A 21,656-nucleotide genomic window follows, 5' to 3' on the forward strand; every position below is an offset into this window, starting at 1 on the left:
ACGCTGACCGCGTCGTAGCCGGTCACCTCCGCCAGCCACCCCTCCAACTGGGCGATCAGCTCCCGATACCCGACCGTCTGCGACTCGGGCGCCAGGGGGTGCACGTGGGCGAACTCCGCCCAGCTCACCGGCTCCATCTCCGTGGTCGCGTTCAGTTTCATCGTGCACGACCCCAGCGGGATCATGCCCCGGTCCAGGGCGTAGTCGAAGTCCGCCAGCCGCCGCAGGTAGCGCAGCATCGCCGTCTCCGAGCGGTGCGCGCCGAACACCGGGTGGGTCAGGAACGGCGACGTGCGCGCCAACGCCTGCGGCACGCCCGCGTCGACGTCGCCGTCGACGCCGGGCACCCCGAACGCCTCCCACACCCGCCGCAGGTGCGCCACCGTCGTCGTCTCGTCGCAGGAGATCCCCACCCGGTCGGCGTCGACCAGCCGCAGGTTCACCCCCCGCGCCTGCGCCGCCGCGACCACCTCGGCGGCCCGCCCCGGCACCGTCGCGGCCACCGTGTCGAAGAACGCCACGTCCGCGACGGACACCCCGCCGGCGCGCAACCCGGCCGCGAGCCGCGCCGCCATCTGATGGGTACGCTCCGCGATGCCCCGCAGCCCCTCCGGGCCGTGGTACACGGCGTACATGCCGGCCATCACCGCCAGCAGCACCTGCGCGGTGCAGATGTTGCTGGTCGCCTTCTCCCGCCGGATGTGCTGCTCGCGGGTCTGCAACGCCAGCCGGTACGCCGGGTTGCCGTCGGCGTCGCGGGACACCCCCACGAGGCGGCCCGGCAGCATCCGCTCCAACCCGGAACGCACCGCCAGGTACCCGGCGTGGGGGCCGCCGAAGCCCATCGGCACCCCGAACCGCTGGGTGGTGCCCGCCGCGATGTCCGCGCCGGCCTCCCCCGGCGGGCGCAGCAGCGTCAACGCCAGCAGGTCCGCCGCCACGCACACCAGCGCCCCCACCCCGTGGGCGGCGGCCACCAGCGGCGCGTGGTCGCGTACCGCCCCCGACGCCCCCGGGTACTGCACGTGCAGGCCGAAGAACTCCGCCGGCAGCTCGTCAACATCCAGGTCCAGCACCCGCACCTCGATGCCCAGCGGCTGCGCCCGGCTGGCGATCACCGCGATGGTCTGCGGCAACGCGTCGGCGTCGACGACGTACACGGGGCTCTTGCTCCGCGACGCCCGCCGCGCCAGGGTCATCGCCTCCGCCGCGGCGGTGCCCTCGTCGAGCATCGACGCGTTCGCCGTGGCCAGGCCCGTCAGGTCCGTCACCATCGTCTGGAAGTTCAGCAGCGCCTCCAGCCGACCCTGGCTGATCTCCGGCTGGTACGGGGTGTACGCCGTGTACCAGGCCGGGTTCTCCAGCACGTTGCGGCGGATCACCGCCGGGGTGTGCGTGCCGTGGTACCCCAGGCCGATCATGGACACGGCCACGGTGTTGCGGGCGGCCAGGGCCCGCAGCTCGGCCAGGGCGTCGTGCTCGCTCGCCGGCTCCGGCAGGTCCAGGGTGCCGTGCCAGCGGATCACCTCGGGGATCGCGGCGTCCATCAGCTCGTCGATCGACTCGTAGCCGACGGCGGCCAACATGCGCCGCTCGTCGTCGGGGCCCGGCCCGATGTGACGGGCGGCGAACGGCTCAACGGTCATGGCGGCGCTCCCGAGGGGGTGAGGTCGACAGGTCGGCCTCCCCCTGAGTCACGCCCCGGGCAAGGGCGCTCCACAGTGCCATCCCGCGAGGTCCTTCTGCCTGAGAGGTTCCGGGGAGGAAGCTGCCCCTTCGGCGCCGCCCACACCACCGGGCGGTCTCTCCCACGCGGGGGTACCGGCACCCCCCACGCTACCAGCGCCGCCGTCGCCGGCAACCGCCGTACCGCCCCGCGCGGCGGCCCGGCGTGGGGTCACCCGCCGCCGGCCACCAACTGCCCGGCCTCGGCCGGGGCGTCGGCGGGGGCGAGCCGGTCGGCGAGGGCGGGCAGCGCCACCCCCAGCGGCGCGTCGAGGCGCACCGAGGCGTACCCGTCGCCGCGCGTCGGCCCCTGGTTCACCACCGCCACCGGGATGCCGCGCCGCGCCGCGTCGATGACGAACCGGCGGCCCGACATCACCGTCAACGACGACCCGAGCACCAGCAGCGACCGGGCCCCGCGCACCAGGTCGAAACAGCGGGCCACCCGCGCCGCGGGCACCGTCTCGCCGAAGAACACCACGTCGGGTTTCAGCACCCCCGTGCGGCAGGACCCGCAGTCGACCGTGCGGAACCGGGCCACCTCGGCGTCGGCCAGGTCCACGTCCCCGTCGGGGTTGACCGCGGCGACCGCCGCGTCGAAGCCCGGGTTCGCCTGGCGCAGCCGCCGGTCCAACTCCTCCCGGGAGGTGCGGTTGCCGCAGCCCAGGCACACCACCTCGTCGAGGCTGCCGTGCAACTCCACCACCGGCGTCGACCCGGCGGCGGCGTGCAGGCCGTCGACGTTCTGGGTGATCACCGCGTCGACCAGCCCGGCGCGCTGCAACCGGGCCACCGCCCGGTGCCCGCCGTTGGGGGCCGCCCGGGCGATCGTGCGCCACCCCAGGTGGCTGCGCGCCCAGTAACGGCGCCGCGCCACCGCATCCCCCGTGAACGTCTGGAACGTCATCGGGGTGTGCCGGCGGGCCACGCCGCTGGGCCCCCGGTAGTCGGGGATGCCGGAGTCGGTGGACAGGCCGGCGCCGCTGAGCACCACGACCCCACCGGCGGCGAGCAGCCCGGCCAGCGCGTCGGTCGTCTCGGTCACGCCGTCCATGCTGCCGCACCGCACCCTCCGCCGCCCGCCCCCGGGCCGTGACCTGCGCCGCTCCCACCCGGGGCCCGTGCGGCCGACCGTCGGGTGCCGGCGGCCCGCAGCCGCTACGTTGGCAGGTATGCGCGTCGTCATCGCCGGTGGACACGGCAAGGTCGCCCGGCTGCTGCAGACCGACCTCGCCGGCCGCGGCGACACCCCCGTCGGGCTGATCCGCAACCCCGACCACGCCCCGGCGCTGCGCGCCACCGGCGCGCAGGCACGGGTGTGCGACCTCGAACACGCCGACGTCGCGCAGGTCGCCGCGCACCTGGCCGACGCCGACGCGGTGGTCTTCGCCGCCGGCGCGGGCCCCGGCAGCGGCGCCGCCCGCAAGGACACCGTCGACCGGGCCGCCGCCGTCCTGCTCGCCGACGCCGCCGAACAGGCCGGGGTCCGCCGCTACCTGCTGGTCTCCTCCATGGGCGTCGACGACGCCCCGCCCGCCGGCACCGACGAGGTCTTCGCCGCCTACCTGCGGGCCAAGAAGGCCGCCGAGGACGACCTGACCGCCCGGGACCTGGACTGGACGGTGCTGCGCCCCGGCCGGCTCACCGACGACCCACCCACCGGGCGGGTCACCCTCGCCCCGCGCGTCGACGCCGGCGCCGTCACCCGCACCGACGTCGCCCGGGTCCTCGCCGCCCTGCTGCACCGCCCCGGCAGCGTCGGCGCGGTGCTGGAACTCGTCGGCGGGAACACCCCCATCGCCGACGCCGTCGCCGCCGTCGGCCGCCCCTGAACCAGGACGGCTACCCGCCGAGGGCCTGCCCCAACTGGTGACCGGCCGCGCCCGCCGCCACCGCGTCGGCCCGCAACTGCTCCGCCTGCGCCAGCAGGTGCGACTGCCACCGCGCGAACTGCTGCTGCCCGGCCGTGACCGCCGCCACCAGCGCCGCGTTGCGGGCCTCCAGCTCCCGCACCCGCTCCTGCACCTCCTCGGCGTGCGGCCCCGACCGGCCCGCCACCGTCTGGGCGCGGCGGTGCGCCTCGGCGAGGATGTCGTCGGCCTGCCGCCGCGCGTCGGCGACGATCTCCGCCCCCTCCGCGCTGGCCTCGGAGATCGTGCGGCTCGCCTCGTCCTGCGCCCGCGCCGCCAACTCGATCGCCATCGGGTCCGGGCCCTGCGGCACCGCGCTGGGCAACGCGCCGTGCCGCAGCATCTCCACCTGCTGCACCAGCGTCTCGTTCTCCCGCCGCAGCCGCTGCGCCTCGCCGTCGAGCACCGCGATCCGCTCGTCGGCGGCCCGGACCAGCACGACGACGTCGTCGGCCGGCAACCAGTCACCGCCCCGGAACCGGCGCGTCTCCAACGCCCCCACCGCGCGGCTCGTCGCGCCCGTGCGGTCGCCGTGGTCGATGCTCATCGGGCACCTGTCCCCGTGAAGTCCCGCCGCGCGGCCCCGGCCGCGCCCGCGAGGGGCGGATAGAGGGAATGGTCGTAACTCTCGGTCAGAACCCGTTCCGGTGGCACGCCCGACGCCGTCAACGCGGTGATCGTCTCCCGGGTCATCTCCGGGCTGCCGCAGACCAGCACGTCGGCCTCCCGCCACGGGCCCAACCGCACCGCCGTCTCCGCGGCCGTGCCCACCGCCCCCGGCCACTGCCACCCGGACTCCACCGTCGGCACGTACCGCAACCAGCCCTCCGACCACGAACCCGGCGGACCCGCCGCCGCGAGTTCCCGCAACGCCCGGTCATCGTACAGGTGCTCCGGGGTGCGGCCACCCACCACCAACGTCGTCGGACGCCGGCCCCCCTGCCGCGCCACCGCCTCCGCCACCGCCCGCAACGGCGCCAACCCCGTGCCGCCGGCCACCAGCAGCAACGGCAGGTGCGGCGACCGGTCGAACGACGACAGCGCCGCCCCCACCGGGGAACCCAGCAACACCTCGTCCCCCTGGGCCAGCCGGCGCACCACGTGCGTGGAGAAGCGGCCCGCCGCGCGCACGTGGAACTCGATCGTGCCGTCCGGGCGCGGCGCGTTCGCCGGCGACAGGTACCGCCACAGCCGCAACTGCGGCACCTGCACCGGCAGCGACTGCCCCGGCAGGTACTCGCACAGGTAGTTCGGGCGCACCGTGAACACGCACACGTCCGCGCGGCGGCGCTGCACCGCCAGGACCTCCGCCTCCCAGTACGGCGGCGTCGACCGCTCCGCCTCCGCCGCACCCGACAGCATCAGCCGTGCCACCACGTCGTACGCGCCCGCCCACTCCGCCCGCAACGCCGGCGTCCACCCCGGGCCGAGGAACCGCTCCAACGTCGCCAGCAGCGCCTGCCCCACCCACATGTAGTGCCACTCCCCCAGCAGCACGGGGCGGCCCTGCCGGTCGGTGCCCCGGAACCGGCGGTGGTCGGCGCCCAACCGCCGCGCGAACGCCGCCAACTCCCGCTCGTCGTCGACGTGGCTCACCACGTGCCCCAACGCCGCCAGCAGCTTGTCCTCCTGGTAGCGCATGTTCGTCGGGAACATCGACCGGGTCTCCGGCGCGATCGTGAACAACGTCGCGTAGAAGTACCTCGCCGCCTCCGGGCCGGCCACCGAGAACTGCGCCCAACTCTGCCGCAACGCCGCCGCGTCCACGCCTCAGCCCTCCCGCCGGCGGGCCGCGTCGTGACGCTCCCGCAGGGTCAGCTCCGCCACGCCGTCCGGCCCGTACGCCCGCCGCGCCGGCCACAGGTTCGGGTTCGGCACCCGGGTGTCGTAGTAGCGGTGGTGCACCGCGTGCAACGCCGCCCACCCCACGCTGCCGTTGAGCCACGACCAGTCACCGTGCACCGGCCGGCCCGCCCGCTCCTCCTGCGCGCAGAACTTCATGAACAACTCCGACTCCGTGTGCGGGTCCGACACCCGCACCCCGGCCAGCCGGAACGAGTGCAGCACCGCCTGGTTGATCACCAGCACGGCGTGTTCCCGCCACAGGGTGTCCTCCCGGGACGTGTCCAGCCCCAGCCCCCGCGCCACCGGCAGCAACTGGTCGTAGCGCTCCCGGTCGCCCATGTTGCGGGTGCCGATCTCGTCGCTGAGGTAGTGGCCGTTGAACGGCGCGCAACTGTAGTCCACCCCACCGACGCGCAGCCGCATGTTGCTGATCACCGGCAGCGCGTGCCACCGCAACCGCAGCGCCTCGAACCACGGGTGCTCCGGGTGCGTCAGGGCGACCTCCCGCACCAGGTCCCGGGGCACCTCCACCAGCGTCGGCTCCTCGTACGCCGTCTCGATCACCCACGGCAGCAGGTCGAAGCGCCCCGGCACCGGCGGCGGACGCCACCCCAACCGCACCGCCGCGTCCGTCATCGCCACCTGCGCCGGATCACCCAGCACCGACCCGTTGAACCCGCGCCGCCCGCAGTAACGGACGAGCTGGTCGTTCCACACCCGAGCCCGGGGACCCACCCCCGGCCGGTCCGGCGCGAACACCGTCATCACCGACTGGATCCGGCCACCGTTGTCCGCCACCGCCAGGTGCTGCGCCAACTCCCGGGCGATCCCCGCCACCGTCGTCACGTCCCGGCGGTCCCGCACCCGCAGGCCCGCCCAGCGGACCCGGCCCACGCAGCGCACCGACTGCCGCCACGCCACCTTCGCCCCGTACACCAGCTCCTCGCTCGTGTGCCGGTACGTGCCCGTCACCGCGATCTCCTCGCGCACCCGCGCGACCCGCTCGGCCAACCCCGGCAGGCGCCGCTCGGTGTGGAACAGGCGCAGGAAGTCCACCGCCTCCGCCACCACGTCCCCGGCCGGCGGGTCCACCGGCGGCGGCGCGCCGTGCGCCACCGGGCAACCCGACCCGTTGCCGTCCACGGCACGACCGCCGACGTCCATCACGGTCACGGCGGCATGACTGTCAGTCTGCACTTCGGTTCAAATCCGCTCGTCGGGCAGCGTCGTCGCCACTGCCTGCGTCGTCCCGCCCGCCGAGCCCACCACCGCACACCGCATCAACAGACGGTGACATCCCAGCGGCAGGCCGCGAACGCCGCACATAGGATTCCCGTGAACGTAAAAGCTGTCAACATGACGACTCGCATCGGGACCGTGCACAATCGACACATCCCGCCAAGCCGACCACACTGGACACGCCCGCCAGGGGCTGAGAGTCGGGGAGGCTAACCCGCGCGCCGACGCGCCCGCCGGGCCGCCAACTCGTCGTGCACCGGGTCCTCCTCCGGCACGCCCACCACGGGCTCCGCCGGCTCGGCCGGCAGGTGCGACAACGACCCCTCGATCTCCTTGAACGCCCCACCGATCGCGATGCCGAACACGCCCTGGCCGCCCTGCAACAGGTCGACCACCTCCTCCGGCGACCGGCACTCGTACACCGTCGTGCCGTCCGAGATCAGCGTGATCCCCGCCAGGTCGGCCACCCCACGCGACCGCAACGCCTCGATCGCCCGACGGATGTTCTGCAACGACACCCCGGCGTCCAACAACCGCTTCACGACCTTCAACACCACCAGGTCGCGGAACGAGTACAACCGGGACGTCCCCGAACCCGACGCGTCCCGCACACTCGGCACCACCAGCGACGTCCGCGCCCAGTAGTCCAACTGCCGGTACGTGATGCCCACCGCCTGGCAGGCCGTCACACCCCGGTAGCCCACCGCGCCGTCATCCTCAGCCGCCGGCCCCGCCGGCACCACACCCGCCTCCCGCTGCGTACCAGGCTCGGGATCTCGCGGCTCGTGCATCCGGACAACCTCCCCGCCAGTGCGACGACGCCGCATCCGCAGACGCGCGCCCCTCGACACGGCAACCCTATAGCGCCCTTGAAGAGTCACCGCGAAAGACGACCGCGACACGCCGCGCAGCCACAGCAAAGATCACCCGCACCCGAGGCAGATCACCCACAGTGACCACGCCCGGCGCGGGCGCACAGGAGAAGACAACCAGGCCGTCAGCCCGCGAAATCCTCCGGACTCACCTGCTCCAGGAACTCCCGGAACTTCTCCACCTCGTCCTCCTGCTCGTCAGGAATGACGATCCCCGCCTCACCGAGGACCTGCTCGGCACAACGAATCGGCGCACCGACCCGCAACGCCAACGCGATCGAGTCACTCGGGCGCGCCGACACCCGCACCCCGTCGTCACCGATCAACAGCTCGGCGTAGAAGACGTTCTCCTTCAACTCGGTGATCTCCACCGCCCGCAACGGCGCCTGCAACGCCGCCAACACGTCCCGCAACAGATCATGCGTCAACGGCCGCGCCGGCTTGACCCCCTGCTGCTCGTACGCGATCGCCGTCGCCTCCACCGCACCGATCCAGATCGGCAGATAGCGATCACCCTCGACCTCCCGCAGCAGGACGATCGGCTGGTTGCTGGGCAACTCCACCCGAACCCCGACCACGCTCAGCTCGCGCACCGCCGCCTCCGTGTCGTTGTCACCTGCGCCCGCACCGCGCCCTTCCCTGCACGGTACACGGACCGCGACACGCACAACCCACGCGCTACGCGCACCACGCCCCGCACCGGAAAGGGACTACCCCGGCAAGCCTACGACACGCCCCCACACCCAGAACCCACCCACCGGCCCCCACCGACACCACGCGGCCCGGGCCACCGCCCGGGCCGCGCAGCACCACCGCATTCACCGACCCAACGTCGACCGCAGACCCACCCGCACCAACGCCGCGTGCAACTGCTGAGACAACACCACCAACTCCCGCGCCGTCTCCGCCGCCCGCGCCCGCGCCGCCGGATCACTCTGCCGCGCCAACGGCGCCACCAACTGCGCGAACAGACCCACCTCCCGATCCGCCGCCGTTCGGTAACCCCGCAGATGCCGAGGCTCCAACCCGTACGCCGCCAGACCCGCCACCGCCCGCGCGATGATCAACGCATCCCCGTCGTACCAACCCGGCGGATCGGACACCAACACCCCGAGCCGCTCCAACTCACCCAACGTCGACTCGTCGATCCCGCTCCGCGCGACCAGATCGGCCCGACCCAACCGCACCCGCGCCGAATCCACCGGCGGCTCGGCACCGGCACGACCCGGCACCTCACCACCCGGACCCACCGCCACCAACGTCGGCCGCGACGGCACCGGCCCGTCCGCCGACCCGTCCCACCCCGCCAACTGCTCACGGATCACCCGCAACGGCAGGTACTGGTCCCGCTGCGCGGTCAGCACGAACCGCAACCGCGCCACATCGTCCCGGCTGTACTTCCGGTAACCCGCAGCCGTACGCTGCGGCTCCACCAGCCCCTCGGCCTCCAGGAACCGCAACTTCGAGATCGTGACGTCAGGAAACTCCACCCGCAACTGCGCCAGCACCTCGCCGATGCTCATCAACGGACGGGCGCGCGCCACCGCGGGCGGCGTCGAAGCCGCAGGCTCGTTCACCCCCGGCCGGCCTCCTCCTGCGGACGCGGACCGGCGATGAACACCACCCGGAACTTGCCGATCTGCACCTCGTCACCATTGCTCAACGTGGCCGCCTCGACCCGCTCCCGGTTCACGTACGTGCCGTTCAGGCTGCCCACGTCCCGCACCGTGAACGTCCCACCGTCCCGGTGGAACTCCGCATGCCGCCGCGACACCGTCACATCGTCCAGGAAGATGTCACTGTCAGGATGCCGGCCACTGGTCGTCACATCATGATCCAGCAGGAACCGGGCACCCGCGTTCGGACCCCGACGAACCACCAGCAGCGCCATCCCCGGCGGCAACGAACCGGACATCCGGCTCGGCACCACATCGGTGTCCGGCCCCTCGAGCACTTCTTCGAGCGAACCGAGATTGAGCGTCGAAGTGACGTCGAGTGGGGGGAACTCGTCGTCTGGGCGCGTCATGGAACCACCTCACGGATCTGTTTCACGTCGGCGTCGGGTATGGCGGGTCTGGCCGCCGGGCAGTCCACCCGGCGGCTGGCTCCCCGTGCCCGGGAAGGCAACTCCACAACGCGCAACTATTCGGTTCTCGGTCGACTGGGCGAGCCTAGCCAGCGCCGAAATGCAGGGCAACCGGACGCGCGGAAGAACACCACCACGCCCGACGGACACTCAGCCCCCGGTGAGCTCGCGATACGCGCCGGCGGTCAACAACCCGTCCACCGCCGTCGGATCACCCGGCGTGATCTCCACCAACCAACCCGCACCGTACGGATCAGAATTGATCACCTCCGGCGTGTCGGCCAACGCCCCGTTGCGCGCCGCCACGACCCCACCCACCGGGGCATACAGCTCGGACACGCTCTTGGTCGACTCGATCTCACCCAACGAGTCACCGGCGGCCACCTGCGTGCCCTCCTCCGGCAACTGGACGTACACGATGTCACCCAGCGCGTCCTGCGCGAAGTGCGTGATGCCGATTCGGACAACGCCCGACCCGTCACCCGCCACCCACTCGTGCTCAGCGGTATACCGCAGATCCTCAGGTATCACCAGACGCGTCCTTCACCATCGTGCCGACCAACGCTGCGCCGACCAACCGGCGCGGCCACACCCGGTCAGGAGACCGGACGGGCGTGTTCCAACTTCACAGGCTCGTGCAGCTGCGAAACCTCCACAACCTCACGATCCTCGACGATCACGTTACCGCCGTCACCGGCAACCGACGCGGCCACCCCGCCCGGAATCTTCAACGCCGTCGCCATCGTCGTCGGATCACCGATCACCGTGATCGTGAACGGACCCGACAACCGACGCCCGTCCACCACCAGATCCCCACCCGAACCGTCCAGAAAGTACGTCGACGCGATGATCCGCGCCGCACCACCACCCCCACCCGAGATCTGCATCGCCTCCGCGCCCGCACCCCGCAACTCCTGCACCGCGTCCAACACCCGGTACGCCGAAATCGGCTTCGACCCCGCCTCGAACCGCACCGTCAACCCCGGACCCCGCGCCGGCAACGTCCCCGCCAGGATCCCCATCTCGTCCGCCCGCCGCGTCGCCTCCTCCAACGCCGCCTGCCGACCCTGCTCACCCGAACGCAACTGCCGCTGGCTCTCCTCCAACGACTCGATGTCCTGCCGCAGCCGCTTCTCCCGCGAATCCAGATCCGAGAAGATCCGCACCAGGTCCTCCTGCCGCGTCGCCGCCGTCGTCGGGTCCGTCGACGTCGTGCGCAACTGCACCACCAACGTGAACCCCAACAAGCCCAGCAACAACGCGATCATCGCCCCCGCCGACGTCAACCGCCGCCCCACCGGAACAGCCCCGGAGGAACCACCCCCCGCCGACAGGTCCACCGTCGCGCCCTCCTCCGGCCCCGGCGACCCACCCTCCGGCGCCAACGGGCTGACCTCGTCCGCCTCCGGCGCCTCCGGCCGAGGATCAGGCTCCCCCACCGGCCCACCCGGGCGCGCCGGCTGCGGCCACCCCGTACCCGTCTCCGTGTGCTCTTCGCTCATCGCCACGAACCTACGCCCGGAACAGGTGACGACGAATCGCCGCCACGTTGCCGAAGATCCGCACCCCCAGCACGACCACCACGCCCGTGGACAACTGCCCACCCACGCCCAACTGGTCACCCAGATACACGATCAGACCCGCCACCAGCACGTTCGAGATGAACGACACCACGAACTGCTTGTCGTCGAAGATCCGGTCGAGCTTCGCCCGCACCCCACCGAACACCGCGTCCAACGCCGCCACCACGGCGATCGGCAGATACGGCTGCAACGCCGCCGGCACCGTGGGATCGAGATACACCCCCAGCACCACCCCGGCGATCAACGCCAGCACCGCGATCATCGGCCACCTCCGGTAGGACTGGGAGACGAACCAGAGCCGGACGGCTCAGGACCGGACGAACCCGCCACCCCCGACGGGCTCGGACTCGGCTCGGCGTAGCGTAGCCGCGGCTCCGGAGCCGCCGGCAGAGTGAGCTCCTCCACCTCCCGCACCTGGAACGACAAACCCACCGACTCCACCAACTCCCGCATCAGATACGCCGCCCGACTGTCACCGAACCGCTCCCGCAACGAACCCGGACCGATCGCCGACACCTCGTACGGACCCGTCACCGGACGGAAGTCCACCAGGATCGCCGCACCCGCCGACCGGATCGTCGACGTCGCCGTCAACCGCTGACCATTGATCGCCACCGCCTCCGCGCCCGCCGCCCACAGGTCGTTGGCCACCTTCTGCAGATCCGTGTACAACACCCGCGGCGGACCACCCCCCGCCCCCGTCACCGCGTCCCCCTCCTGCGCCGCCGCGTCCGCCAACCGCACCACCACACCGTCACCACGCACCCGGCCCAGCCCCGTGCCCGCCTCCAACCTGCGCAACCGCGAGGCCTGCGAGCCACTCAACGCCGCGTCACGCTGCCGGCCGACCTCCTCCCGCAACCGGTCCGCCCGCGCCGCCAACTCGTCGGTCTGCGCCTCGCGCGCCTTGATCTGCGCCACCAGCCCGGCCCGCGCCTTGCTGCGCCCCGGCTCCTCGGCCACCGTCTGCCGGTACGCCACCGCGAACAGGAAACCCAACGCCACGATCACCACGACGCTCACCGCCTGCGCGGACCGGGACCGCCACCCCGCCGGCCGCGCCCCGGCCGCCCGACGCCGCTCCGCCGCGTCCGCGTACCCCGGGTCCAGCGGATTACGGAACAACTCGGTCAGGAAGTCCGGCGTGAACCCCCGCCCCGCGCCGGGCGCACTCGGCCGCCCGCCGGCCGGAGCGCTCACGCGGCCACCCCCGGCGCGCGCACGGCCCGCACCAGACGCGCCGCCTGGACCACGTACAGCGCGCCGGCCGCCCAGTACAGGGCCAGGCCCCACCAGGCCAACGCCCAGCCGACCGCGCCGGCCACCGTCGCGGTGGCCGCCGACGTGGCGTGCGCCAACAGCAGGACCGGGAACGCGGCGAGCAGCAGGAACGTGGCGGTCTTACCGACGTAGTGCACCGGCGGCGGCCCGTACCCGTGCCGGCGCAGCACCCCGAGCGAGCCCAGCAGCAGCAGCTCCCGGGCCAGCAGGACGGCGGTGAACTGCCACGGCACCACCTCGCGGGCGGTGAACGCCACCAGCGTGGCCAGGATGTAGAGCCGGTCGGCCAGCGGGTCGAGCAGCTCGCCGAGGCGGCTGACCTGCCGCAGCCGGCGGGCGATCCAGCCGTCGACCCAGTCCGTGGTGCCGCCGATCGCCAGCACCACCACGGCGGCGATGTCGGCGTGCGCGACCAGCAGCAGGTAGAGGAAGAGCGGCACGCCGAGCAGCCGGACGAAGCTGATCAGGTTGGGCAGGGTGAGGATCCGGTCCCCTACCGGCGCGGCACCCGGGCCGCCGGTGCTCTCCGGGGGCAGCGCCCCCGTGGGCCGACGCGCCACCGAACCTCCCTCCGCAGCACGGTCCGACGCCCGGTGCGGGCGCTGCGGAAGGACGTGCGCGTTGCCGGGCCGGCCTTCGCCGGCGCCTTCGGATCCCGGGCCGGGACCTCCCCCTTGGTGCCGCCCGGGATCACGTGGATCGCGGGCCGGCGAGTTGCGCTGCCACTATATCCGGCTGCTTTTCGCCCGTTGCCGGGCGCGCGGCGGCGTTGCGGGCCTGTGGGTGGGCTCACGTCGCGTAGAGCTTCCTAGGATGAAAGGGTGGCTCTCTGGAAGTCCCCCAGGTCGGTCAGGCGGTGCGGGCCGACGAGTCCTGCTGGGCCACCGGCGCGCTCGGCGCCGCCGCCTGGGCGAACGACAACAGCGCCAGCAGCAGCTCGTGCTGCGTGCGCGAGGGCATCCGCTCCAGCACCGCCCGCACCGCCCGCTGCCGGCGCTCCTTCAGCTCCCGCAGCAGGGCCTCCGCCGCCGCCGTCGGCACCAGCCGGACCTCCCGGCGGTCCCTCGGGTCCCCCACCCGGCGCAGCAGCCCGATGGCCTCCAGCCGGTCACACAGTCGGCTCGCCGACGACGGCACCACGTCCAGCAGCTCCGCGAGGCGGTTCACGTTGGTCTCCGGGCGGCTGCTGATCAGCGACAGGACCCGAAGCTGCGTGGGCGAGACCGTCATCTGGTATCGCGAACCCGTCGGGTCGAGGACCCGGACGAGCGCCTCTGCGGCGGCGTCGATCGCCGCGGCGAGATCCGGTTGCTCCACCCGACGTCCCCTGCGATGTCCGCTCGTCTCCCTGTCGTCCCGTTACCGCGCCCGGTCGCCCGGCGCCCCGTCACGGCCGCGCCAGTCGAGGCAGACGACCACCGCGTCGTCGCGCAGATCGACGTCGGCATGGTAGGACTGCAGCCCGCGCATCACCGTACCAACAGCCTCCGTCGCCGGCTGCAACCGCGTCGCGCGCATCGAGCGCGCCATGGCCCGCTCCCCGTACGGCTCGCGGCCGCCGGGGGCCGCCGCGTACACGCCGTCGCTGACCACGAACAGCCTGTCCCCGGGCTCCACGGCGAACTCCTGCACCTCGTACCTGGTCTCGGCGAACATGCCCAGCGGCAACTGCTGTTCCAGCGGCACCCGCTCCACCGACCCGCCCCGCAGCCGCAGCACGTGCGGGGAGCCCGCGTCGACCGCCCGCACCCGGCCGTCGGTGGTGTCCAGCTCCAGCAGCAGGGTCGCCACGTGCCGCTCCCCCCGGTGCTGGAAGAAGATGGTGTCCGAGGCCAGCTCGGCCTGCTCGACCAGGCCGCCGCCGGAGCGGCGGGCGTTACGCATGGCGTTGACCGTCACCGCCGTCAGCAGCGACGCCGACAGCCCGGTGCCGGCGCCGTTGAGCACCGTCAGCGTCAGCCGGTCGCCGTCCACCGACCAGTCGAAGTGGTCGCCGCCCACCGAGTACGCGGGCTCCAACTGCCCGGCCAGCAGGAACGCCCCGTGCGTGACGCTGCGCCCCGGCAGCAGGTCCCACTGCATCTCCGCCGCCATGCTCAGCCGCTCCCGGCGGCGGGCCCGGCGGTACCGGTCGGTCCCCCGGTCGGCCGCGCGCAGCGCCAGGGCCAGCTCACCGGCGAGGTCCCGGGCCGTCTCCACCGCCGACGCCCCCGGCGGCGACGGCAGCTCGACCATGAGCACGCCGAGGCGCTCGCCCCACACCGTCAGCGGGAGGTACATCCGGCACCGGCCGTCGTCGCCACCGTCGAGCACCGGCTGCTGGCTGCTGAAGCAGCGCTGGGCCACGCCGTGGCAGGCCAGGAAGCCCGCGTCCGGCAGGTCCGGGTCCAGCACGGGCCAGAGCCCGCTGATCCGGTAGTCGGCGACGAACACGTCGGTCCGCGACGCGCCCAGGGCAGCGCGGACCGCCTCGTCGGCGGCCTCCGCCAACCGGTCGGGCGGCGCCTCGCGCAGCGCGCGGGACACCGTTCCGGACGCCTCCGGCATGATCACCCTCCGACAACTCTTGCTGTAGAGCAAGCATCATACGGAGGGCCGCGACGCCCTCCCCGGCCCGGTCGCCCGGACCGGGCCGACGGGCCCCGGGCCAGCGGGTACGCGCCGACCGTCGGCGTACGCAGGCCCGTAAGACTCGGCCCGGCGACGCGGCGGCCCGCCGAATATCGCCCCGGCGACGGCGCGGCAGCCGCGATACTGACCGCGGGCCCACGCGAGGAGGTGGCGCGGTGAACTCGGCCAGCGGCGCGGCGGTGGTGGTCGGCGCGGACGGCTCCGAACCGAGTCTGCGGGCCGTCCGGCTCGCCGCCCGGGAGGCCGCCCTGCGGCAGCGTCCGCTGCGGGTGGTGCACGGGTTCATCTGGCCGCTGCTGCGCGTGCCGCTCGGCCCGGCCGCCGGCAGCCCGCCCGGGTCGGGGCTGCGCCAGCAGGCCGAACGCGTCGTCGCCGAGGCGGTCGCCGAGGCCGAGGCACACGCCCCGGGGACGCGGATCACCGGCGAGATCATCGACGGGGCGCCCGCCGCCGTGCTGCTCGGCGAGTCCCCCACCGCCGCGCTGATCGTCCTCGGCAACCGGGGGCTCGGCGGGTTCGCCACCCTGGTCGTCGGATCCGTGGCCCTCCAGGTCGCCACGTACGCGGACTGCCCGGTGCTGGTCGCCCGGGGGGCGACGCGGGACCACGGACCGGTCGTCGTCGGGGTCGACGACTCGGGCCAGCACCCGGCCGCCGTGGAGTTCGCCGCCGACGCCGCGGCCGCGCGCGGCGCGCCCCTGCGCGCGGTGCACGCCCACTCCGGGGCACCGGGCGGCGAACAGGTGCTGGCCGACGCCCTGGCCGGGCTCGCCGCGCGCCGGCCGGAGCTGCCCGTCGAGCGGGTGCTGGCCCGCGACCGGGCGGCCCGGGCACTGACCGAGGCGTCCCGTGACGCGCGGCTGCTGGTGGTCGGCGGCCGGGGCCGGGGCACCCTCGCCGGCCTCTTCCTCGGCTCGATCAGCCAGTCGGTGCTGCACTACGCCGACTGTCCGGTGGCGGTGGTCCGCACCCCCGGGTGAACCCCGGCGACGGCGACGGTTGGCCCCGGCGGGGGCGGGTAGACACCGGGCGCCAACGGCCCCAGACCGCAGGAGGCGACGATGCCAGGACCACGACCCGGCAGCAACGCGTACGACAAGACGCGGGCGCGGCTGCGCGACCTGATCGAGAATTCCGGACGGGCGGCGGACTCCGAGGCCAATCGGGTCGCCAACCGCATCCTGCAGGACGACCGGGGACAGCGCGGCGTCGTGCGGGGAGAGCGGACGTACGGCCCGAAGGGCGAACGCGAGCCGGGCGACCCGAAGTGAGCGCGGCGCGGCTCGTCGACGGGGCCATCGCCGGCGCGGTGGGCAGCGCGGCCCTGAACGTGGTCAGCTACCTCGACATGGTGCTGCGCGCCCGGCCGGCGAGCAGCACCCCGGAGGAGACCGCCGGGCGGATCGCCGGGCTGGCGCACGTGGACCTGGGCCCCGAGGACCGGGCGGACAACCGCCGCTCGGGCCTCGGGCCCGTCCTCGGCTACGGGGTGGGCGTCGGCGCCGGCGTCGCGTACGCGCTGCTGGCCGGGCGTCGGCGGGTGCCGCTGCCCGTGGCGGTGACGCTGCTCGGCGGGGGCGTGATGGCGACGTCGGACGGGTCGATGACCGTGCTGGGCGTGACGGACCCGCGCCGCTGGGGCCGGACGGACTGGCTGTCGGACGTCGTGCCGCACCTGGCGTACGGGTTGGCGGCCGCAGCCACCTGGAACCGGCTGCGGCCGCCGTCGTCGGCGCGCGGGCGCTAGGCCCGGTCGTCGCTGTCGTCGTCGGCCACGTGGGCGGCGGCGGGCCCGTACGGGGACGCCTGCCCGCGCGGCACGGCGCGCCCCCGGTCGCCCTGGGACGTGCCCTGGTGGCGGGGGTGACCGGAGGCACCGGGCCCCTTGGCGTCCTGCACGGCGTCGTTGCGCGCGTTGCGGCGCAGTTCCGGCTGCTGCGGGTTCATCACGGCGGTCTCCTCCTCGGAAGGGACGGCGCGGCGGGCGCCACGCCCACGAGCGGTGTACCCGCCGCCGTGCCCGCCATTCGGACGCCACGCCCCGGGCCTCGGCGCGGGTGGACCGCCCCGATCCGGGTATCCGGATACCGTGGCGGACGCCCGGAAGACCGCACGGACCCTCCTCGAGCGGCAAGGCCGCACGTATGCCGACGAGGCGGGCGTCGGGCTCGCCGACCGGCCCGGCCCGCTGTACCGGCTGCTGGTGCTCGCCACCCTGCTGAGCACCCGGATCCGGGCCTCGGTGGCGGTGGCCGCCGCCCGGGAACTCTTCGCCGCCGGGTACCGCACCCCGCAGGCGATGGAGGCGGCCGGCTGGCAGGACCGCGTCGACGCGCTGGGCCGGGGCCACTACCGCCGCTACGACGAGCGGACCGCCACGATGCTCGGCACCGGCGCGCGGCTGTGCCTGGAGCGCTGGCACGGCGACCTGCGCCGGCTGCACCGGGAGGCCGACGGCGACCGCGCCGCCCTGCGCCGGCTGCTCACCGGGTTCCCCGGCATCGGCCCCACGGGCGCGGACATCTTCCTGCGCGAGGCGCAGGCCGTCTGGGCGGACGTGCGCCCGTACGCCGACCGGCGGACCCTGACCGGGGCGCGACGGCTCGGCCTGCCGGCGGACGCGCACGGGCTGGCCGCGCTGGTCGGCGACGGCGACTTCGGTCGGCTCGCCTCGGCGCTGGTGCGGGTCGCCCTGGGCGAGGAGACCGCCGACAAGGTCACCCGCGCCGCCCGCTGACGCGCCGAGCGCGCGGGGCCGGGGCGGTCACTTGGCCGCGTTGTCGCCCGGCCTGGTCAGGTACCAGGCCAGCGCGGCGGCCAGCACCGCCAGCACGATCACCCCGCCGGTGACCCCGCCGCCCTCGTCGGGCGCGCGTCCCCGGCTGCCGAAGTAGATGACCGCGAGGCCGGCGAGCACCGCCACGGCCGTGCGCATTCCTCGGTCCTTCACCCCGCGAACGTACGCGGGCGCCGGCGGCGCGGGCGGCGGAACGGGCCCCGCTCCCCCGTCCGGGGTTGGCCCGGCTCAGTCGGCCTCCAGGTCGTCGAGGGAGATGGCGTGGGTCATCAGCCAGCGGGCCAGAGCGGCCATCCCGAACAGCCACAGCGGGGCCGACTCGGTGGGGCCGTTCGTGGCGAAGATCGCGAACCGCAGGTCCGGCGCCCGGTACGCCTCGATGCGCCACCGGTGGTTCTTGTCCCGCCAGACCGCCGAGGGGTCCATGCCGCCACGCTAGGCCACGGTTCGCCCGGGTCGCGCCCGAACCGGCCGGCTCAGCGGGGCGGGGCGACGACGGTGCGGGCGTCGTCGGGCAGCCGGCGGGTCACCCCGCGCCGGTCCAGCAGCTCCAGCAGCGGCACGGCGACCCGGCGGGTGGTGTCGAGGGCCTGCCGGGCGGCGCTGAGCGTGAACGGCTGCGGCAGCCCGGCCAGCACCCGGGCGGCGTCGTCGACCGCGCCGGGCAGCAGCACCACGTTCTCGGCCAGCCGCAGCAGCGCGCCCGCGCGCACGGCCGCGCCGATCTCCCGGGGCCCGAGGCCCAGGTCGGCGAGGCGGTGCGTCTCCGGGGCCTGGAACGGCCGGTCGCCGTACTCGGCGCGGACCCGGGCCACCGCGCGGGCCACCGGCTCGGGCAGCGCGTCGCCGGGCGCGGCGGTGACCCGGCCGGCGACCACCTGCAGCGGCGGGCGGACCAGGGCCTCGACCAGCGCCCGGTCGGGCAGGTCGAGGCGGTGGCGCAGCACGTCGACGGGGACGCCGGGCTCCAGGGGGTGCGCGCGGGCGTACCGGGTGGTCTCCTCGGCGAGCCGGGCGGCGAGGGCGCGCCAGTGCTCGGGGTCGGCGAGCCAGTCCCCGGCGACCGGGGCGGCCGTGGCGGGCACCCCCATCCGGGTCAGCTCCTCGCGGCGGGCGAGGCGGCGGCGGCGCAGCTCACCGGCGAGGTCGGGCCGGCCGTCGAGGCCGGCGAGCACGGCGGCGCGGGCGGCGGCGGCCCCGCGCCGGGCCAGCGGGGGCGGGGCCACGTCCAGGACGGTCACCCCACCTGCCACGTGGTGCCGGCCGGGGTCGCGCAGCAGGGCCCGGTCGCCGACGAGCAGCGGCAGCGGGCGGGCCAGCCGCAGCCGAACGGTGTCCGGGCCCAGCGGGCGGACCCCGGCGGTGACGGCGGCCGAGCCGACGTGCAGGGTGAGGGTGGCCGGCAGGTCACCGGCCGGGTCCCCGGCCAGCCGCACGTCGAGCAGGTCGGTGCGGCCGAACCGGCCGGGGGTGAGCAGGGCGTCGCCCCGGCCCAGCCGGTCCCGGGGCACGTTGCGCAGGTTCACCGCCACCCGGGCGACGGCGGCCACCTCGTCGCGGGCCTCGCCGAGGGAGTGCAGGCCGCGTACCCGTACCGGCTCCCCCGTGCCGGCGAGTTCGAGGTGGTCGCCGACGGCCAGCCGCCCGCCGCCGAGGGTGCCGGTGACGACGGTGCCGCTGCCCCTGACGGTGAACGACCGGTCCACCCACAGCCGCACCGGGGCGTCGGCCGCCGGGTCGGGCAGCCGGGCCACGAGGCGGTCCAGGGCGGTCCGCAGCTCGGGCAGGCCGGCGCCGGTGACCGCGCTGACGGCCACGGCGTCCACCGCGCCGAGCGAGGTCTCGGCGATGCGGGCGCGGGCGTGGGCCAGCGCCGGCCCCGGGTCGGCCAGGTCCGCGCGGGTCACCACCAGCAGCCCGTACGACACCCCGAGCGCGTGCAGCGCGGCCAGGTGCTCCGCGGACTGGGGCATCCAGCCCTCGTCGGCGGCGACCACCAGCAGCGCGGCCGGGGCGGGGCCGACGCCGGCGAGCATGTTCGGCACGAACCGCTCGTGGCCGGGGACGTCGACGAAGGCGATGGTGCCGCCGGAGGGCAGCGTCGTCCAGGCGAAGCCGAGGTCGATGGTCATGCCCCGGCGGCGTTCCTCGGCCCACCGGTCGGGCTCCATCCCGGTCAGCGCCCGCACCAGGGTGGACTTGCCGTGGTCGACGTGCCCGGCGGTGGCCACCACCCACATGTCAGTCGTCCTCCGGCACGGCCAGGATCGCCGCGCGCAGCGCGTCGTCGGCGGCGGCGGGGACGCAGCGCAGGTCCAGCAGGAGCCGCCCCTGGGCCACCCGGCCGAGCACCGGCGGCGCGCCGGTGCGCAGCGGGCCGGCGTACCGCTCGGGCAGGGCCAGGGCCCACGAGGGCAGTTCGACACCCGGCGCGCCGCCGCCGCCCACCACGGCCGCGCACGGCAGCACCTCGGCCTTGCGGCCGTCGGCGGCGAGCCGGTCGCGCAGCCGCTCGGTGCGCTCCCGCAGCGCGGCCGGGTCGGCGTGCAGCGCGACCCGGGTGGGGGTGGCGGGGTCGCCCACGGTGGCCGCGAGGGCGGCGAGGGTCAGCTTGTCGACCCGCAGGGCGCGGGCGAGGGGGTGCCGGCGCAGCCGGTCGACCAGGTCGGCGTCGCCGAGCAGCAGCCCGGCCTGCGGCCCGCCCAGCAGCTTGTCGCCGCTGGCGGTGACCAGGTGCGCGCCGGCCCGCAGGGTGCTCGCCGCGTCGGGCTCGGCGGGCAGCAGCGGGTCGGGGGCGAGCAGCCCGGAGCCGATGTCGGCGACCACGGGCACGCCGAGGGTGGCCAGCCGGTCCACGCCGACGGCGGAGGTGAACCCGGTGACCCGGAAGTTCGACGGGTGCACCTTGAGCACGAAGCCCGTGTCGGGGCCGAGCGCGGCGGCGTAGTCGGCGAGGGTGGTGCGGTTGGTGGTGCCCACCTCCCGCAGCCGGGCGCCGGTGCTGGCCAGCAGGTCGGGCAGGCGGAACCCGTCGCCGATCTCCACCAGCTCGCCCCGGCTGACCACGATCTCCCGGCCTGCGGCCAGGGCGGTGGCCGCGAGGACCAGGGCGGCGGCGCCGTTGTTGACCACGTGCACGCCGCCCGCGTCGGGCACGGCGGCGGCGAGCGCGTCGAGGGCGTCCCGACCGCGCCGGGCCCGCCGGCCGGTGCCCAGGTCCAGCTCCACGTCGGTGTGCCCGGCGGCGGCGGTGAGGGCGGCCACGGCGGCGTCGGAGAGCGCCGCCCGGCCGAGGTTGGTGTGCAGCACGACGCCAGTGGCGTTGAGCACCGCCCGGGGGGCGGGGGCGGGCAGGGCCGCGAGGGCGGCGTCGCGTACCCGCTCGGGGGTGATCTCGCCACGGCGGGCGCGGTCCTGGGCGGCGACGATCGCGGCCTTGACCCGACGCCGGCCGAGCGTGGTGGTGGCGGCGGCGAGGCGCGGATCGGCCAGGAGGGTGTCGGTGCGCGGCACCCGCCGTCGCGGATCGGCGTGGCGCATCGGTGCCCTCTCCCCCGGTTTCGCTTGGCGGAGACGGACGGGAATCGAACCCGCCTGGCCCGGGTCCCGGACCACACCGGTTTTGAAGACCGGGAGGGGCACCAGCCGCCTGAACGCCTCCACCGGCCATTGGATCACAGCGCCCGC

Annotated in this window: 26 protein-coding genes, 1 tRNA gene and 1 riboswitch; of the genes, 5 read left to right on the top strand and 22 right to left on the bottom strand. The window is 75.0% G+C overall.

The window, feature by feature from the left end:
* Nucleotides 1-1,646: aminomethyl-transferring glycine dehydrogenase (locus LPU43_RS18005; protein WP_505845717.1), on the bottom strand; the 1,646-nt coding region annotated here is incomplete at its 3' end.
* A gap of 78 nt (nt 1,647-1,724) precedes the next feature.
* Nucleotides 1,725-1,821: riboswitch (glycine riboswitch) on the bottom strand.
* 76 nt (nt 1,822-1,897) lie between these two features.
* Entirely contained in the window at nt 1,898-2,779 is an 882-nt protein-coding gene (locus tag LPU43_RS18010; RefSeq protein ID WP_229401610.1) for an NAD-dependent protein deacetylase, read from the bottom strand.
* A gap of 118 nt (nt 2,780-2,897) precedes the next feature.
* Between LPU43_RS18010 and LPU43_RS18015 the strand changes: the two genes are divergently transcribed.
* Nucleotides 2,898-3,557 carry an NAD(P)H-binding protein gene (locus tag LPU43_RS18015; protein WP_229401611.1) on the top strand — a complete coding sequence of 220 codons (660 nt, stop codon included), beginning with the start codon at nt 2,898-2,900 and terminating at the stop codon, nt 3,555-3,557.
* A 10-nt stretch (nt 3,558-3,567) separates the two neighbouring features.
* Here LPU43_RS18015 and LPU43_RS18020 read toward each other — a convergent pair whose 3' ends face one another.
* From LPU43_RS18020 to LPU43_RS18085, 14 genes are all read right to left on the bottom strand, one after another.
* A complete protein-coding gene (locus LPU43_RS18020) occupies nt 3,568-4,182 on the bottom strand; it encodes an SPFH domain-containing protein (protein WP_229401612.1) in 615 nt (204 codons plus the stop codon).
* Nucleotides 4,179-5,402 (bottom strand): globin domain-containing protein, encoded by a 1,224-nt coding sequence (locus tag LPU43_RS18025; RefSeq protein WP_229401613.1) that lies wholly within the window; start codon nt 5,400-5,402, stop codon nt 4,179-4,181. Before LPU43_RS18025 ends, LPU43_RS18020 begins: the two co-directional genes overlap by 4 nt.
* A 3-nt stretch (nt 5,403-5,405) precedes the next feature.
* Nucleotides 5,406-6,644 carry a nitric oxide synthase oxygenase gene (locus LPU43_RS18030; RefSeq protein WP_229401731.1) on the bottom strand — a complete coding sequence of 413 codons (1,239 nt, stop codon included), beginning with the start codon at nt 6,642-6,644 and terminating at the stop codon, nt 5,406-5,408.
* Nucleotides 6,645-6,928: 284 nt separating this feature from the next.
* Nucleotides 6,929-7,510: a MerR family transcriptional regulator gene (locus LPU43_RS18035; RefSeq protein WP_229401614.1), complete on the bottom strand. Its 582-nt coding sequence runs from the start codon at nt 7,508-7,510 to the stop codon at nt 6,929-6,931.
* Between the two features lie 206 nt (nt 7,511-7,716).
* Complete coding sequence (locus LPU43_RS18040; protein WP_229401615.1) at nt 7,717-8,184, bottom strand: bifunctional nuclease family protein; 468 nt, start codon at nt 8,182-8,184, stop codon at nt 7,717-7,719.
* A 225-nt stretch (nt 8,185-8,409) separates the two neighbouring features.
* Entirely contained in the window at nt 8,410-9,114 is a 705-nt protein-coding gene (ftsR, locus tag LPU43_RS18045) for a transcriptional regulator FtsR (protein ID WP_229401616.1), read from the bottom strand.
* Nucleotides 9,115-9,164: 50 nt separating this feature from the next.
* Nucleotides 9,165-9,617, bottom strand: a complete 453-nt coding sequence (gene odhI / locus LPU43_RS18050) for an oxoglutarate dehydrogenase inhibitor Odhl (protein ID WP_229401617.1) — start codon at nt 9,615-9,617, stop codon at nt 9,165-9,167.
* A 210-nt stretch (nt 9,618-9,827) separates the two neighbouring features.
* Nucleotides 9,828-10,208, bottom strand: coding sequence for a glycine cleavage system protein GcvH (gcvH, locus tag LPU43_RS18055; RefSeq protein ID WP_229401618.1), 381 nt, complete (start codon nt 10,206-10,208; stop codon nt 9,828-9,830).
* Between the two features lie 65 nt (nt 10,209-10,273).
* On the bottom strand, nt 10,274-11,179 hold the full coding sequence (locus tag LPU43_RS18060) for a DUF881 domain-containing protein (protein ID WP_229401619.1): 906 nt from the start codon (nt 11,177-11,179) through the stop codon (nt 10,274-10,276).
* Between the two features lie 10 nt (nt 11,180-11,189).
* Nucleotides 11,190-11,522, bottom strand: coding sequence for a small basic family protein (locus tag LPU43_RS18065; protein ID WP_229401620.1), 333 nt, complete (start codon nt 11,520-11,522; stop codon nt 11,190-11,192).
* Nucleotides 11,519-12,460, bottom strand: coding sequence for a DUF881 domain-containing protein (locus tag LPU43_RS18070; RefSeq protein WP_229401621.1), 942 nt, complete (start codon nt 12,458-12,460; stop codon nt 11,519-11,521). The genes LPU43_RS18065 and LPU43_RS18070 overlap by 4 nt, the downstream gene beginning before the upstream one ends.
* Nucleotides 12,457-13,077 carry a cardiolipin synthase ClsA gene (gene clsA, locus LPU43_RS18075; protein ID WP_229401732.1) on the bottom strand — a complete coding sequence of 207 codons (621 nt, stop codon included), beginning with the start codon at nt 13,075-13,077 and terminating at the stop codon, nt 12,457-12,459. The genes LPU43_RS18070 and clsA overlap by 4 nt, the downstream gene beginning before the upstream one ends.
* Before the next feature lie 313 nt (nt 13,078-13,390).
* The gene (locus LPU43_RS18080; RefSeq protein WP_229401622.1) at nt 13,391-13,858 is read right to left on the bottom strand and encodes a MarR family winged helix-turn-helix transcriptional regulator; all 468 of its coding nucleotides are present in this window, start codon (nt 13,856-13,858) and stop codon (nt 13,391-13,393) included.
* Between the two features lie 42 nt (nt 13,859-13,900).
* The gene (locus LPU43_RS18085; RefSeq protein WP_229401623.1) at nt 13,901-15,088 is read right to left on the bottom strand and encodes a PP2C family protein-serine/threonine phosphatase; all 1,188 of its coding nucleotides are present in this window, start codon (nt 15,086-15,088) and stop codon (nt 13,901-13,903) included.
* Nucleotides 15,089-15,327: 239 nt separating this feature from the next.
* Here LPU43_RS18085 and LPU43_RS18090 point away from each other — a divergent pair, with 239 nt between their 5' ends.
* The 3 genes from LPU43_RS18090 to LPU43_RS18100 all read left to right on the top strand — a co-directional run bounded on the left by LPU43_RS18090 (nt 15,328) and on the right by LPU43_RS18100 (nt 16,919).
* The gene (locus tag LPU43_RS18090) at nt 15,328-16,152 is read left to right on the top strand and encodes a universal stress protein (protein ID WP_229401624.1); all 825 of its coding nucleotides are present in this window, start codon (nt 15,328-15,330) and stop codon (nt 16,150-16,152) included.
* Between the two features lie 81 nt (nt 16,153-16,233).
* Nucleotides 16,234-16,443, top strand: coding sequence for a phosphatidylethanolamine-binding protein (locus tag LPU43_RS18095; RefSeq protein WP_229401625.1), 210 nt, complete (start codon nt 16,234-16,236; stop codon nt 16,441-16,443).
* Nucleotides 16,440-16,919, top strand: a complete 480-nt coding sequence (locus LPU43_RS18100) for a hypothetical protein (RefSeq protein WP_229401626.1) — start codon at nt 16,440-16,442, stop codon at nt 16,917-16,919. Before LPU43_RS18095 ends, LPU43_RS18100 begins: the two co-directional genes overlap by 4 nt.
* Here LPU43_RS18100 and LPU43_RS18105 read toward each other — a convergent pair.
* Entirely contained in the window at nt 16,916-17,119 is a 204-nt protein-coding gene (locus tag LPU43_RS18105; RefSeq protein WP_229401627.1) for a hypothetical protein, read from the bottom strand. The genes LPU43_RS18100 and LPU43_RS18105 overlap by 4 nt on opposite strands.
* 142 nt (nt 17,120-17,261) lie before the next feature.
* Here LPU43_RS18105 and LPU43_RS18110 point away from each other — a divergent pair, with 142 nt between their 5' ends.
* On the top strand, nt 17,262-17,909 hold the full coding sequence (locus LPU43_RS18110) for a hypothetical protein (RefSeq protein WP_229401628.1): 648 nt from the start codon (nt 17,262-17,264) through the stop codon (nt 17,907-17,909).
* 27 nt (nt 17,910-17,936) lie between these two features.
* Here the strand turns inward: LPU43_RS18110 and LPU43_RS18115 are convergent, their stop codons facing one another.
* From LPU43_RS18115 to LPU43_RS18135, 5 genes are all read right to left on the bottom strand, one after another.
* A complete protein-coding gene (locus LPU43_RS18115; protein WP_229401629.1) occupies nt 17,937-18,107 on the bottom strand; it encodes an amidophosphoribosyltransferase in 171 nt (56 codons plus the stop codon).
* Nucleotides 18,108-18,197: 90 nt separating this feature from the next.
* Nucleotides 18,198-18,395, bottom strand: coding sequence for a hypothetical protein (locus LPU43_RS18120; RefSeq protein WP_229401630.1), 198 nt, complete (start codon nt 18,393-18,395; stop codon nt 18,198-18,200).
* Nucleotides 18,396-18,445: 50 nt separating this feature from the next.
* Entirely contained in the window at nt 18,446-20,209 is a 1,764-nt protein-coding gene (gene selB, locus LPU43_RS18125) for a selenocysteine-specific translation elongation factor (protein WP_229401631.1), read from the bottom strand.
* A 1-nt stretch (nt 20,210) separates the two neighbouring features.
* On the bottom strand, nt 20,211-21,509 hold the full coding sequence (gene selA, locus LPU43_RS18130) for an L-seryl-tRNA(Sec) selenium transferase (RefSeq protein WP_229401632.1): 1,299 nt from the start codon (nt 21,507-21,509) through the stop codon (nt 20,211-20,213).
* A gap of 25 nt (nt 21,510-21,534) precedes the next feature.
* Nucleotides 21,535-21,630: transfer RNA gene (locus tag LPU43_RS18135), tRNA-Sec, on the bottom strand.
* Nucleotides 21,631-21,656: the final 26 nt, after the last annotated feature.

Source organism: Micromonospora okii, from assembly GCF_020884795.1.
Taxonomy (GTDB): Bacteria; Actinomycetota; Actinomycetes; order Mycobacteriales; family Micromonosporaceae; genus Micromonospora; species Micromonospora okii.